The organism is Desulfovibrio sp. JY (assembly GCA_021730285.1).
Lineage (GTDB): Bacteria > Desulfobacterota > Desulfovibrionia > Desulfovibrionales > Desulfovibrionaceae > Solidesulfovibrio.
Genome location: CP082962.1, coordinates 2,567,777 through 2,581,832 on the forward strand (window position 1 = coordinate 2,567,777; position 14,056 = coordinate 2,581,832).

A 14,056-nucleotide genomic window follows, 5' to 3' on the forward strand; every position below is an offset into this window, starting at 1 on the left:
GACGTTATTCCTTGGGGGCCGGGCGCGCCGGCGGATTGTCCAGGGCCTCGACGACCTTGGCGATGACCTTTTTGAAGGCCACGGCCGACGGGCTCTTGCCGGCCACGGCCAGGAAGACGTCGCCGTCGTCGCCGGAGCGGGTCACTTCCGGGTCGATGGGGATACGGCCCAAGAACGGCACGCCGGATTCGGAGGCCAGCTTTTCGCCGCCGCCGGCGCTGAAGATGTCGTGGACCGCGCCGCAGGACGGGCAGACGAAGCCGCTTAGGTTCTCCACAATGCCGATGATGGGGGTGCTCATCTGGTGGCAGAAGGTGATGGAGCGGCGCACGTCGTCCACGGCCACGTCCTGGGGCGAGGTGACGATGAGCGCCAGGGCCTTTTCCCCGAAAATCTGGAGCACGGACAGAGGTTCGTCGCCGGTGCCGGGGGGGCAGTCGACCACGAGCACGTCGCGCTCGCCCCATTCCACCTGTTCCGAAAGCTGCTGGATCACGCCGGCCTTGGCCGGACCGCGCCAGATGACGGCGTCGTCCTTGCCGGGGAGCAGGAAGCCGATGGACATGACGCCCAGGTTCCAGTGCCACTCCACGGGGAGCAGGCGGTTTTCCTGCATGCCGGGGCGGTTGCCGGTGAGTTTGAGCAGGCGGGGGATGCTCGGGCCGTGGACGTCCACGTCGAGGAGCCCCGTGCGCTTGCCTTCCATGGCCAGCCCGGCGGCCAGATTGGCCGACACCGTGGATTTGCCCACGCCGCCCTTGCCAGAGAGCACCACCACCACGGCCTTGACCTTGTCGAAGCCGGTGGGCGGTTTCTTTTTGATTTCCTCGTTCAAGTCGTGCAAACCTTGTTCGTTCATGATGATTCGCTCTCCAGACGTTGTATTTTGGTTCCCCCGCGCCGCGACGCCTCCAGGGCCTGGCGAGCGCCCGGTGCGAGCAGGGTTTCCAGACGGTTTTGACGCAGGGCATCGAGGACCACGGGCACCTCGCCCGCGATCCAGGGGGCCACGGCGATGCCGCGCCGGGAAAAATGTCTGAGGCAGCAGCACGTCGCCCCGCCACACACGAGCAAGGCCACGCCCGCCCTGGCCAAAAGTAGGGCCAGTCCGGGCAATCCCTCGTCCGGCATGGACCAGACGGCTTCCTCCACGATGCCTTTCGCCTCGAAGCGAAACAGACGCATGGTGGAAGCCGTTTCCAGGAGCGTGGCCAGGCGCTGCCCGTGGCAGGCCAGGCAGACGCGGGGGCAGCGACGGGGCGTGCTGCTGGTTGATGAAGCATCCGACATGGCGAAACCTCGCCCGAAAGTAAAGCAGGAAGCGTGCCTGAAAAATAAAGTATATTATATTAATATGTTGTATTAATAAACCGAGTCCTTGGCGCTGCGAATGGGCGCAAAACAATCCCTCGATCGATTCTGTGGGCGAAAAAATATCCCGGATGCGGGAGAACGGGCTGCTTCCGGATCGCGAAGGGCCAGGAACGTCGCGTCAGGGCCTATTTTCCGGAAAACGACCAGGGCGAATAATTCGCCCGGCAATTTCCAGAAACAGGGGGACTGGCGTTTTGGCGTGGGCGGGGCTAATGGAAAGACTATGCACGGGCAGGCCCTCAAAAAGGGGCCTCACCTGTTCCGTCTTTCCCTCTCTGGATGGTATCGCTTTGAAATTCTTGTGAGAGCATCAGGGTGTCATAAAGAGTCTTTGGAAAGGGGGCCCGGGGGAAGAACCTTTCTGCAAGAAAGGTTTTCCCCCGGTAGGAACCCGCATGATCGAAACACCGCTTTTCCGCCGGGCAATCCTGGCCGTGTGGCTCGTTTCCGTGGCGGCCACGATCTACGTGTCGCTTCTGCCGCGCCTGGAGTTGCCGATCGATTTCTGGAACGCCGACAAGCTCTACCACGCCGCGACCTATGCTTGGCTGGGGGGCCTGCCGCTGTGGGCCTTTGTCCACGGCGGGCGCGCCCGGGCGGCGGCCTACGCCATGATCGGCCTGGGGGGGGTTTTGGAGTGGGGGCAATCGTTCGTGCCGGGCCGTTCGGCCAGCCTGGGCGACGCCACGGCCAACGCCTTCGGCGTTTTCGTCGGCATCTGGCTGTCCGAGGCGCTCATGTGCCGCCTGCGCGGCTGTCGGGGGCTTCGGGACGGGGACTGACGCCTCAGCGCACCACGATGACGGTGCAGGGCGCGATCTGGACAAGCCTGGTGGACACGCTGCCGAGCAGAAGCTTTTCCACGTCATCCTTGCCCCGGCTGCCGAGGTAGATCTCGTCGGCCTTTTCCTCGCGGGCGATGCGGGCCACGGTTTCGGCCGGGCGTCCGGGCTCGGCCAGGGTGCGGATGGTCATGCCCCGCTCCCGGGCGATCTCCTCGGCGTCGGCCAGAATCTTCTTGGGCTCGCGCATGATGTGGCTGAAGGTCTTGTCGCAGTCCTCGGCCTTGCAATCGAAAAAGGACAGGGCTTCCACGGCCGTGACCGCCAGGATTTCGGCAGCCTCGCAACGGGCCGCGTCGAGCGCCCGTTCCAGGGCGCGTTGGGACAGCTCGGAGCCGTCCAGGCAAACGATGAATTTCTTCATGATCGTCCGCTCCCTTCCTTTGGTCGTGGTCCTCGTGGCGGCGGGGCTCAATCGACGTGGAGCACCACGGCGAAGGCATTGAACATGGCCCAGACCTTTTGTCCCTCGGTCAGATCGAGTTCGCGCACGCTTTTGGTGGTGACCAGGGCGCAAAGCCGCGTGCCGTCGGACAGGGTCACGATGACCTCGGCCGTAAGCTCGCCCAGGCGCACCAGCTCCACCTCGCCGAGAAAGCGGTTGGTGGCCGTGGCCCGCGGCATCTCGTCGCAGGTTTCGAGCACCACCCAGGGGGCCTTGATCTCGGCCGTGACGAACGAGCCTTCGGTCACGCCGAGGTTCTTGACGCTTTCGTTGGTGATCACCGAGGACACGGCATGGCCGCCCAGGCTCTCGACCACCACCCGGGACTGGATGTCGCCCTTTTGCACCTGGGCCACCCGGCCGAAAAAGGCGTTTCGGGCGCTGGTGCGGCGGGTTTCGCGGGTGAGCACCTGCCGCTCGACCTTGCGGCGTTGGTCTTCGGGCAGATGCAGGAAGGCGGCGGTCAGGTCGGCCGTGGAATGGCCCAGAATGCGCTGCACCACCGGCAGCGGCACGTCGTCGCGCAAAAGCTCCACGGCCCGGGACCGGCGGATGGTGCTCGGGTTGACCAGTTCCTTGGTGAAGCCGCATTCCTCGGCCCGCTCGTAAAATTTGCGCCGCACATGGCCCTGGTCCAGGTGAAAGAGGTTGCCCCGGAGCGAGGCGTAGGCCGGATCGTCGAACACGGCGGCCAGCGCGTCGCCGAGCTCGGCCGGAATCTGGACCTCGCGGCCCTCGCCGCCGTTGCCGCCGCTGAAATTGACCGACAGGGTGTCGAGGTTGACGTCGGTGCGGTCGTCCAGGGCCAGGACCTCGCCGAGGCGCGCCCCGGTGTGGCGCAGCATGAGGTAGATCAGGCGCACCCGGTTGCGGGAGACGGCCACGTCGGGCCGTCCGGACCGTTCGGTCCAGGCGGAAAACGCCTCGGACAACCGTGTCAGTTCCAGGGTGTCCAGGAACTTGACGTCATCAGGCACGGAAAAAATCCGGGCAGCCCGGAACCTTTTACCTCCGGAATCCCCTCCGGAATCTTTCCCATCGATCATGCGCGCTCCCATGTTATACCAAACCGGATATCATTTCCCGGCAAGGGCGGGAAAGTCAAGGCCGGCGGCAGCGGCGCGGACTCGCCGGGCGTCACGACCGGCTGGCCACCACTTCGATCTCCACCAGCACGTCCCTGGGCAGCCGCGCCACCTCGACGCAGGAGCGGGCCGGGTAGGGCTTGGCGAAGAGCCCGGCGTAGGCCTCGTTTATGGCCGCGAAATCGTCCATGTTCTTGATGAACAGGGTGGCTTTCACCACGTTGTCCAGGCCGAGGCCCGCGGCTTCGAGGATGGCCCGCACGTTGGCGATGGACTGGCGGGCCTGATCGGCCACGGTCCCGGCCACGATGTCGCCGGTCGCCGGGTCGATGGGGGTCTGCCCGGAGACGAAGAGCAGGTCCCCGGCCCACACCGCGGGCGAATAGGGGCCGATGGGCGCGGGCGCGCCTTCGGGGACGACGATCTGTTTGGCCATGGGGGCTCCTTGCGCGTCCGAGCGGACACGAATTTTACGACAGTGTGCAGCGCCTCCCGGGCGGCGTCAACCGGAGCGCGGGCTGTTGCCCATAAAAAAGGGGGCCCGAAGGCCCCCTCCCGCGCGTGCCGTATCCGACAGTCGCTTCTAGAACTTGTAGGTCAGGCCGAAAGCGACCTTCCAGGCGTTGTTGCCGTTGGCTTCGGACTGGCTGACCAGGCGATGGCCCCAGACGCTTTCCTGGAACTGACCGTGAGCCCAGCCGGTCTCCATGACGGCGGCCAGGTTCTCGTAGATCATGTACTTCGTGTCGAAGTTCAGCCCCATCACGGACTCGTTGTAGGTCAGGTCGTGACCCATGGTGAAATACGAGTTGTTGAGGTAGAGCTGCGCGTTGCGGATGGCGCGCGGCGAGTTGTTGCCGCGCACGTACACGAAGGTCAAACGGTTGGTCAACTTGTCGATGAACGAGATGTTGTTGAGCGATGCGCCGATGCCGTAGTTGCCCACGGGATCGGTGTACATGTTGGAACCCTTGCCGAGTTCCTGGCTGCTGTCGAACAGGAAGCTGTTGCCCGGGCCCCACTGGGAACGCATGTAAGGCATACGCTCGGAGCCGTTCATGGTGGACTTGTCCTCGCCGGTGGACCAGAAGCCGAACACCTGCGGGGTGACCACGTCGAGGCCGGTGTATTCAACGCCGGCATCGACCATCCAGCCCTGGCGCTGAGCGGCCTTGTGGTCGTTCATGGCGCCGGCGCCGTAGATCACGTCGGCATAGAACTTGACCGGATCCAGAGCGGAAACCTCAAACGCGCCACCGACCCAGAAATAGGGATTCTGGTCGTTCTTCCAATAGCCCACGGTCCCGGGCTTGGTCATGTTGGAAGAGCTGGCGGCGGACACCAGGGTGTTGGCGAAGTTGTTGCCGGATTCCGAGACGTCCGTGGTGTCCTTCCAGGAGTAGTCGGCGTTGCGGCCGGCCACGGCGACCATGCCCCACGGGGTGGCCTTGAAGCCGTCCACGGTGACGGGCAGAGCCAGGAAGTAGGCGTCGAGTTCGTCAGCCTTCTGGGTGGTCGTGGTGTCGTAGGTGCGGTTGGTGTCGATCAGACGACCGAAACCGGCCATGACCGACAGGGTCTTGTCGACGATGGGGGCGGTGACGACCAGGGCCGCCATCTTGTCGTTCCAGACCGGGCTGCCGTAGAACAGGCCGCTCTGGGGCAGGTTCACGTCCTGGAGGCCGGCCGTCACCTGCACGCCGTCACAACCGGGCAGCATGAACTGCAGGTAGGCCAGGTCGACCTGGACGGCGGTGTCCGGGTTGGCGGCGGTAAAGGTGCCGTGGCCCCAGACGTCTTCCACCTTGATGCCCAGGCGAAACTTCACGGCCTCGTTGGCGATGAAGTCGGACCGCAGGCGGAAGCGCTCCCAGATCTCGAAGGAATCCGAGGTCTTGGTGCCGGTCTTGTTCCAACCGGTATAGTTGCGGTTTTCAAAGAAGTTTCCATAGACACGCGCATCACCGGTCATTTTGACCTCGGTGGCGGCATGGGCGGCGGCGAATGTGCCGAAGACCATGGCGGCCACGAGGGCAACTGAGGCGATTCTCTTCATTTTCCTTCCTCCAATACAATTGAAGCGTTCCACGAAGGATACGCAGCCACGCGCCACAATCCCACGCTGGCGAGGGCGGGATTGCGTTGATCTCCGTCTACGCTGGCAAACTGGGAAAACAAGTTACAAAAATAAAAGCATCGGCGGGAGGTGGTGCAACAAGAGGCGCTCTGTCTGCAACAGGGAGGTCATCGCGGTATTGTATTGCCCAATCGTAATCAATTGCAAAAGAGTAACAGATGTTCCCTCGCCTGCTCCCGAAAAACCGGGAGGAACTTTTGGCGGACAACAAAAAAGGGGGGCCCGAAGGCCCCCCTTGCGCGTGTGCCGTATCCGACAGCCGCTTTAGAACTTGTAGGTCAGGCCGAAAGCGACCTTCCAGGCGTTGTTTCCGTTATCCTCGGACTGGCTGACCATACGGTGCCCCCAGACGCTCTGCTGGAAGTGGCCGTGAGCCCAACCGGTCTCCATGACAGCGGCCAAGTTCTCGTAGATCATGTACTTCGTGTCGAAGTTGAGACCCATCAAGTACTCATTGGTGGTCAGGTCGTGACCCATGGTGAAGTACGAGCTGTTGTAGAAGTAGCGGGACTCGCGGATGGCGCGCGGCGAGTTGTTGCCGTGCACGTACACGAAGGTCAGGCGGTGGGTCAGCTTCTCGATGAAGGACACGTTGTTAAGCGATGCGCCGATGCCGTAGTTGCCCACGGGGTCGGTGTACATGTTGGAACCCTTGCCGAAGTCCTGGCCGTCGTCGAACAGGAAGCTCTTGCCCGGGCCCCACTTGGAACGCATGTAGGGCATACGCTCGGAACCGTTGCGGGTGGACTTGTCTTCACCGGTGGACCAGAAGGCGAACACCTGCGGGGTGACCACGTCGAGACCGGTGTATTCGACACCGGCGTCGATCATCCAGCCTTCGCGCTTGGCGGCCTTGTGGTCGTTCATGGCGCCGGAACCGTAGATCACGTCGCCGTAGAACTTGACCGGATCCAGGGCGGAGACTTCAAACGCGCCGCCGACCCAGAAGTAGGGGTTCTGGTCGTTCTTCCAATAGCCCATGGTGCCGGGGTTGGCCATGTGCTGGGCACTGGCGGCGGACACCAGGGTGTTGGCGAAGCTGTTGCCCGAATCCACGGTGTCCGTGGTGTCCTTCCAGGAGTAGTCGGCGTTGCGGCCGGCCACGGCGACCATGCCCCACGGGGTGGCCTTGAAGCCGTCCACGGTGATGGGCAGGGCCAGGAAGTAGGCGTCGAGTTCGTCAGCCTTCTGGGTGGTCGTGGTGTCGTAGGTGCGGTTGGTGTCGATCAGGCGACCGAAACCGGCCATGACCGACAGGGTGTTCTCGATCAGAGGAGCCTTGATGACCAGAGCGGCCATGTTGTCGCTCCAGACCGGGCTGTTGTAGAACATACCGCTCTGCGGCAGGCTCACGTCCTGGAGGCCGGCGGTGACTTCAACGGCACAACCGGGCCACTTGAACTGCAGATAGGCCTGATAGACCTGGACGGCAGTGGACGGGTTGGCGGCCGTGAAGGTGCCATGGCCCCAGACGTCTTCCACCTTGATGCCCAGACGAAACTTCACGGCCTCGTTGGCGATGAAGTCGGAGCGCAGACGGAAGCGCTCCCAGATCTCGAAGGTATCCGAGGTCTTGGTGCCGGTCTTGTTCCAACCGGTATAGTTACGGTTTTGGAAAAAGTTCCCGTAGATACGCGCATCACCGGTCATTTTGACCTCGGTGGCGGCATGGGCAGCGGCGATAGCGCCGAGGACCATGACGGCCGCCAGGGCCAAGCTCGTAAGCTTTCTCATTCTTCCTTCCTCCACAACATGCGGCTTTCGTTGGATACGAAGCAACGCGCTCACTCCATTGCTCCGGTGGCTAATCCGGAGCCTGAAGTAGCCCTCTTCTACGCTCGGGGATGGAAGATGACAAGAAGTTAATTGCCGGTATGTAATTATTTATTTTCGTGATAGTTAATGTTGCTGGAAAAATATATATTACTGTTTTTATTATATAAAATACTGTCAACAAAAGGGGGCATGCGACACTTTAGTGATGACACAGGCGGGAAGGGCTTGCGCGGCTGGTTGCGGGCTTGGGAAAAAATGCACGGCCCCACGGGGCGGCGCCTAGGGACACCGGGCCTCGAGCCACAGGGCCGCGCCGAGGGCTCCGGTCATGTCCGGCGCGTCGGGGATCAGCGGCGCGGCGTCGAGGGTTTCGGCGAGGAGCCGGGCCACGCAGGGATTGCGGGCCACGCCGCCGACAAAGACCAGGGGGAGCTCGAGTCCCACCCGGGCCAGCATGGCCGTGGTGCGCGCGACGATGGCCCGGTGCAGGCCCAGGGCGATGTCGGCCGGGGGCGTGCCCCGGGCCATGAGCGTGGTGGCTTCGGTCTCGGCGAAGACCGTGCACATGGAGCCGATGACCGGAGCCTCCGGGTTGCCGGTCAGGGCCAGCCGGCCGAAGTCCTCCACCGGAACGCCGAAGACCGTGGCCGTCAGCTCCAGGAATTTGCCCGTGCCGGCGGCGCAGCGGTCGTTCATCTCGAACCGGCCGACCTTGCCCCCGGGCAGCAGCGCCACGGCCTTGGTGTCCTGGCCGCCGATGTCCAGGAGTGTGCGGGCCTGCGGGAACAGGTGGGCCGCGCCCAGGGCGTGGGCCTTGATCTCGGTGATGGTCAGGGCCTTGGGGAAAAGCTCCCGGGCCAGTTCCCGGCCGTAGCCGGTGACGGCAAGCCGGTCCGGCGCGCCGTCCGGAAACAGTTCCCGCAGCCGGGCGGCCGGGTCGTAGGTGGTGGCCAGGCGGCGGGACGCCACCGTCTCCCCGCCGCCGCGCACCACCAGTTCGATACTGCGCGAGCCGATGTCCAGGCCCGCGTACGTGTTCACGAAAGCGTCTCCACAAAGGCCTCGACCCGGGTCTTGAGCTGGCCCGCGTCCACCATGCCGTAATCCGTCTCGATGGCCAGGTAGGGCAGTCCGGCTGCGGCCATGGCCTTGCCGACCTTCAGCGCCTCGTGGGCGTAGGGCTGGCAGAATAAAAGCCCGTAGTGGATCACGCCGTCAGCCTTGAGTTCCTTGGCCAGGGCCGCGATGTGGTCCAGGCGTTCGGTGTTGGGCGTGAAGCAGGCGCAGTCGATTTTCATGTAGCGATCGGTGAGGGCGTCGAGCATGCCGTCCAGGTCCGTCGGCGTTTCGTCGGTGAAATCCCGGGTGTTGCGTTCGCCGATGCAGGACTCCTCGCCAACGATCACCGCGCCCGAGCTTTCGATCAGGTAGGGCAGCTTCCAGTTGGGCACGGCCATGGGACAGCCGGCCAGAAGGAGCCTTGGCGTGCCGGACGGCGCCACGCCCTGGCCGGCCTTGATGCGGGCTTCCATCTCGTCGCACAGCTCGTTAATTTTGGCGGTGAAGCGCACCGGGTCGTCATAGAAGCTGATCTGGTTGACGAGTAGGGCATCGCGCCCGGAGATGGGGGCCGGATCGGCGCTGCGCAGCCTGGCCAGGCGTTGGAGGGCCTGGCGCTTGGCGTTGACGACCTTGGTGGCCGCGGCCAGGGAGGCGGCGGTGATGGTGTTGCCGGTCAGTTTCTCCAGCGCGTCCTTGTAGCGCGTTAGCTCGGCCCGAAAGAGGTCGCGGTCGCAGGGGCCCTTGCACTGCGGCACTTCCATCACGTGCATGGGGACGTGTTCGCCAAAAGCCTCGTAGGCCTTTTTCTTGCCGTCGCAGGTGGTCTCCCCGACGATCAGGTCGCAGGACTCGGTATAGGGGCACAGCCTGGCCAGCTTAAAGCCGACAAAGGACTTGATGAGGTCGCAGGTATTGCGGGGCACCAGGGTTTCGGCCTTTTCGGTGCCGGCCTTGGCCCCGGCGCACAGCCCCACCTGGATGGCGTCGGCGGCCAGGGTGAGCTCCTCGGGCACGAACACGCAGAAGGTCCCCACCACTTTTTTCCCGGTCGCCTTGGTGTCCTGGATCTCCTTGATGCGCAGCCCGTGCACTTCGGACAGCACGAAATCGAGGTACTCCGCGCCCTTGAGTCGTCCCTGCTGGGACAGGTAGATGTCGCCGTAAAACTTGCCCAGCACCGCCAGCAAGGCGTCGTGGGCCGGGATGTCGAGGTCGAGACTTTCCCACAAGGCCATATGGGCCGCATCGGTCATGGCTTCCTCCAAGGGACGGATTTTGATTCTCCCTCTTTACGCGGTCAGACGCGTCGGGTGAAATCGTTAGTTCCAATGGTTCCCATATGATACTATTGTAATAAACTATTCTCGCGATGCTAAAGGAATCCGGAAAGCGGCCGAAAAGGGGGTAAGATTCGAGCATCCGGCGGGAAGCCGGACCGCAAAGCCGCCAGGGAGGGAGGCACATGGCCCAAATCGTGTATATCGACGACCATCGCCGGGCACGGGAGCCGGTACGAGGCATGGCGACGAATTTGTCGCACGGGCGGCCCCAGCTGAGCGATCGGGACTTGTGGACCAGGGATTACAGGGAATCCGACAACATCATGTATGCGATCCTCAAGATCAAGGAGATACTCGACTATCACCTGTATTATGACGACGTCTGGCCGTATCTGCTGCTTTCGTTCCTGGAAGCCGTGCACAACACCAATCAGGGGGACGACAAGGCGTTGCCGGGCACCGGCGCTTCGCTCAAGGACTACGTGCTTTCGGCCGTCACGCCGCAAAACAAGCGCGACCTGTCCATGGTGTTGCTTTTGACCGACCTGATCGAAAAGTCTCCGCACTACCGGGGCACCTCATCCACCTCGTAACCCGTTTTCATGACGCATGACGCATGACGCGGCCGGTCGCCCAGGCGGCCGGCCGGCGGTCCCCTCCGGGAGGGGGCGTCGCGTCTTCGGGGGCGTGGCCGTGCGCGCCGTATGAAAGCGCCTGTCGGCGCGGGCCGCGACATGGAAGCGGCAAGGGGGAACGCAAGCCCGGCTTGCGTTCCCCCTTGCGTTTGGTTCTGCCCGTATCCGTCGAGGCGGGGAGGGCGGCGTCCGCTGGCCGTTTGCCGGGACGTGGCGCCTTGTGTCCTGCCCCATGGCGCGGCCCTAGGCTTTTTCGATGACGATGGCCCCCGCCGCTTCGGGGTCGCGCAGTTTGCTGTGCTTCATTCCATACATGAAATAGACGAGCATGCCGATGGCCATCCAGACCACGAGCCGGATCCAGGTTTCGACCGGAAGCCCTCCGGCCAGGTACAGGCAACTGAGGCAGCCCAGAATGGGCGTCAGCGGCATGAGCGGCGTTTTGAACGGGCGGGGCAGGTCCGGTTGCCGGTAGCGCAACACCATCACGCCGGCGCACACGATGGCGAAGGCGAACAGGGTCCCGATGGAGACCAGTTCGCCAAGGATGCCGATGGAGAAGAAGCCCGCCGCCAGGGCCACGACCAGTCCCGTGACCAGGGTGGTCATGACCGGCGTCCCGTACTTGGGGTGTATTTTGGCAAAGGCGGGCGGCAGCAGGCCGTCCTTGGACATGCTGAAAAAGACCCTGGGCTGGCCGAGCAGGAAAACCAGGATCACGGACGTAAGCCCGGCCAGGGCGCCGAGTTTGACCAGGATGGACAGCCAGGGCATGCCGATGATGTCGATGGCCACGGCGATGGGATCGGACACGTTGAGCTTGGTGTAGGAGGCCACGCCCGTCAGGACCAGGGCCACGAGGATGTAAAGGATCGTGCAGATGACCAGGGAGCCGAGGATGCCGATGGGCATGTCCCGCTGCGGATTCTTGGCTTCCTGGGCGGTGGTGGAGACGGCGTCGAAGCCGATATAGGCGAAGAAGACCACGCCCGCCGCGCGCACGATGCCCGAAAGCCCGAAGTGGCCGAAGTCCCCGGTATTGGCCGGAACGAACGGCACCCAGTTGGCCGGATTGACGTAGAACGCCCCGACCACGATGACGAGCAGGACGATGAGGATCTTGAGCGCCACGATCACGGCATTGACCGTGGCCGATTCCTTGATGCCCCGGATCAGGACCGCCGTCAGCGCGAGCACGATCAGGCAGGCCGGCAGGTTGAACAGGGTGGTCGCGTGGGGCAGGGTGGTCAGGTCGATGCCCGCCACCCGGAGATCCTTGGCGTAGGCGGCGATCTGGTACCAGCCCTCGGGCGTGGGCAGATGCAGCTTTTCGAAAACGGCGCCGGAGAGGTAGACGAGCTGCGTGCCTGGCGCGTCCATGAACTGGGGCGGCAGATGGATGCCCAGGCTTTTGAGGAAACTGACCATGTAGCCCGACCAGCCCACGGCGACCGTGGCGGCGCAGACGGAATATTCGAGAATGAGGTCCCAGCCGATGAACCAGGCCAGCAATTCGCCAAGCGTCGCGTAGGCGTAGGTGTAGGCGCTGCCGGCGATGGGGATCATGGAGGCGAATTCCGCGTAGCACAGGCCCGCGAACCCGCAGGCCACGGCGGCGAGCATGAACGACAGCACCACGCCCGGTCCGGCGTAATCCGCGGCGGCCTTGCCGGTGAGGACGAAGATGCCGGCTCCGATGACCGCGCCGATGCCGATGGCGGTCAGGTTGACGGGGCCGAGAGACTTTTTGAAGCCGGTATTGGCCTTGGCCTCTGCCTGAAGATCAAGAATACTTTTTTTTCTCCACAGGTTGTCCATCGCATTTCCTTTCGGGCTTTTCATGTTACATGCCTGAAGTGGAGTTCGCATGGAGCGAGAAACTGCCGCTGTATCCTCTCCTTGGGCTGCGTCTTGCAGTCGGTTTGGCGTTGTGGTTCATGGTCCCCAGCCGGTCCCGTGCAGTCCCTCAGGGCTTTTGGATGTAAATGCCGAAATGGGACGTGCAGGGACGTGACGCGTCCACGCCCGAATTGACCCGGCGGGCGTCGTGCGTCCAAAGAAGGCCTCGTCGAAGCGGCCTTATGCGGGAAGGCCCCAGGCCTGGGGCGTTTCTCCGTGTTGCGGGCGCGCCCGGAGACGGCCGCCGGCGCATCGGGGTGTTCCCGAGTGCGGACGGCGACCGCATCCGTTGGTGAGGCGCGCGCGGATATCCCGTTGTGGTTCGAAAGCGCGGCGACGCTTTCGCGCGTGGGTCCTACAGCAGGCTTTCCACCGGGGTGTAGGGTAGGGCAAAGGCGTCGGAAACGCCCTTGAAGGTGATCTTGCCGCCCACCACGTTGGCCCCGTTCTTGATCTCCAGGCGGTCTTTCATGGCCTGTTTCCAACCCTTGGAGGCGATCTCCAGGGCGTAGGGGAGGGTGGCGTTGGTCAGCGCCATGGTGGAGGTCTTGGCCACCGCGCCGGGCATGTTGGCCACGCAGTAGTGGATCACGCCGTCCACGACGTAGATGGGGTTCCCGTGGGTGGTGGGTTTGGAGGTCTCGAAGCAGCCGCCCTGGTCGATGGCCACGTCGACGAGCACGGAGCCCTTCTTCATGGTCCCCAGCATGTCGCGGGTGACGAGCTTGGGGGCCTTGGCGCCGGGAATGAGCACCGCGCCGATGACCACGTCGGCCTGGGCGACGAGCTCGCGCAGGGTGGCGGGGCTGGACATCAGCGGGAAGCAGTTCTTCGGCATGATGTCGCTTAAGTAGCGCAGGCGGTCCAGGTCGAGGTCCAGGATGTAGACCTTGGCGCCCAGGCCGCAGGCCATCTTGGCCGCGTTGGCGCCGACTTCGCCGCCGCCGATGACCACCACCGTGGCCGGATCGACGCCGGTGACGCCGCCCAGCAGCACGCCCAGGCCGCCATGCTCCATCTCCAGGTACTTGGCGCCCTGCTGCACGGCCATGCGGCCGGCGACCTCACTCATGGGGGTGAGCAGCGGCAGCGAGCCGTCGGCCTTCTGCATGGTCTCGTAGGCGATGCCCACGCACTTGCTCTTGAGCAGCGCATGGGTCTGCTTCTCGTCGGCGGCGAGGTGCAGGTAAGTGAAAACGATCTGTCCCTCGCGGATCAGGTCGTACTCGGCGGGCATGGGCTCCTTGACGTGCATGACCATTTCGGCGCGGTCGTAAATCTCCTTGGGAGTGGCCACGATCTCGGCCCCGGCGGCGGCATAGGCGGCGTCCTCGAACCCGCTCCCCGCTCCGGCGTTTTTCTCGACCAGGACGGTGTGACCATGCTGGCACATGACCTCCACGCCGGGCGGGGTCATGCAGACGCGATTCTCTTCGGATTTGATTTCTTTGAGGATGCCGACGATCATTGTTCCATTCTCCGGATTGAGGTTGCGGGTTGCCGTCGCACGGGGTGGCGACT

Annotated in this window: 13 protein-coding genes; 2 read left to right on the forward strand and 11 right to left on the reverse strand. The window is 63.8% G+C overall.

The annotated features are described in order from the left end of the window. Nucleotides 1-4: 4 nt before the first annotated feature. Both K9F62_11520 and K9F62_11525 read right to left on the reverse strand, forming a co-directional pair. Nucleotides 5-859 carry an Mrp/NBP35 family ATP-binding protein gene (locus K9F62_11520; protein UJX39358.1) on the reverse strand — a complete coding sequence of 285 codons (855 nt, stop codon included), beginning with the start codon at nt 857-859 and terminating at the stop codon, nt 5-7. Beyond that, nucleotides 856-1,290, reverse strand: a complete 435-nt coding sequence (locus K9F62_11525; protein UJX39359.1) for a hypothetical protein — start codon at nt 1,288-1,290, stop codon at nt 856-858. Before K9F62_11525 ends, K9F62_11520 begins: the two co-directional genes overlap by 4 nt. Before the next feature lie 479 nt (nt 1,291-1,769). On the opposite strand from K9F62_11525, the gene K9F62_11530 reads away from it, so the two are divergent. Continuing rightward, nucleotides 1,770-2,156, forward strand: a complete 387-nt coding sequence (locus tag K9F62_11530) for a VanZ family protein (GenBank protein UJX39360.1) — start codon at nt 1,770-1,772, stop codon at nt 2,154-2,156. Between the two features lie 4 nt (nt 2,157-2,160). On the opposite strand, the gene K9F62_11535 is transcribed toward K9F62_11530, so the two are convergent. The 7 genes from K9F62_11535 to K9F62_11565 form a co-directional block, all read right to left on the reverse strand. Then, the gene (locus tag K9F62_11535; GenBank protein UJX39361.1) at nt 2,161-2,580 is read right to left on the reverse strand and encodes a universal stress protein; all 420 of its coding nucleotides are present in this window, start codon (nt 2,578-2,580) and stop codon (nt 2,161-2,163) included. A 47-nt stretch (nt 2,581-2,627) separates the two neighbouring features. Continuing rightward, nucleotides 2,628-3,707 (reverse strand): TOBE domain-containing protein, encoded by a 1,080-nt coding sequence (locus K9F62_11540; protein ID UJX39362.1) that lies wholly within the window; start codon nt 3,705-3,707, stop codon nt 2,628-2,630. Nucleotides 3,708-3,798: 91 nt separating this feature from the next. Further along, on the reverse strand, nt 3,799-4,182 hold the full coding sequence (locus K9F62_11545; protein ID UJX39363.1) for a RidA family protein: 384 nt from the start codon (nt 4,180-4,182) through the stop codon (nt 3,799-3,801). A 147-nt stretch (nt 4,183-4,329) separates the two neighbouring features. After that, nucleotides 4,330-5,802, reverse strand: a complete 1,473-nt coding sequence (locus K9F62_11550) for an outer membrane homotrimeric porin (protein ID UJX39364.1) — start codon at nt 5,800-5,802, stop codon at nt 4,330-4,332. A 345-nt stretch (nt 5,803-6,147) separates the two neighbouring features. Further along, nucleotides 6,148-7,617 (reverse strand): outer membrane homotrimeric porin, encoded by a 1,470-nt coding sequence (locus K9F62_11555; GenBank protein ID UJX39365.1) that lies wholly within the window; start codon nt 7,615-7,617, stop codon nt 6,148-6,150. Between the two features lie 321 nt (nt 7,618-7,938). After that, a complete protein-coding gene (locus K9F62_11560; GenBank protein ID UJX39366.1) occupies nt 7,939-8,700 on the reverse strand; it encodes an acyl-CoA dehydratase activase in 762 nt (253 codons plus the stop codon). Beyond that, nucleotides 8,697-9,974, reverse strand: coding sequence for a 2-hydroxyacyl-CoA dehydratase family protein (locus K9F62_11565; protein ID UJX39367.1), 1,278 nt, complete (start codon nt 9,972-9,974; stop codon nt 8,697-8,699). Before K9F62_11565 ends, K9F62_11560 begins: the two co-directional genes overlap by 4 nt. A gap of 209 nt (nt 9,975-10,183) precedes the next feature. Here K9F62_11565 and K9F62_11570 point away from each other — a divergent pair, with 209 nt between their 5' ends. Beyond that, on the forward strand, nt 10,184-10,594 hold the full coding sequence (locus K9F62_11570) for a hypothetical protein (protein UJX39368.1): 411 nt from the start codon (nt 10,184-10,186) through the stop codon (nt 10,592-10,594). Nucleotides 10,595-10,879: 285 nt separating this feature from the next. Here K9F62_11570 and K9F62_11575 read toward each other — a convergent pair whose 3' ends face one another. Both K9F62_11575 and ald read right to left on the reverse strand, forming a co-directional pair. Next, the gene (locus K9F62_11575) at nt 10,880-12,454 is read right to left on the reverse strand and encodes an amino acid permease (protein UJX39369.1); all 1,575 of its coding nucleotides are present in this window, start codon (nt 12,452-12,454) and stop codon (nt 10,880-10,882) included. A 436-nt stretch (nt 12,455-12,890) separates the two neighbouring features. Further along, nucleotides 12,891-14,003 (reverse strand): alanine dehydrogenase, encoded by a 1,113-nt coding sequence (gene ald, locus K9F62_11580; protein ID UJX39370.1) that lies wholly within the window; start codon nt 14,001-14,003, stop codon nt 12,891-12,893. Between the last annotated feature and the right edge of the window lie 53 nt (nt 14,004-14,056).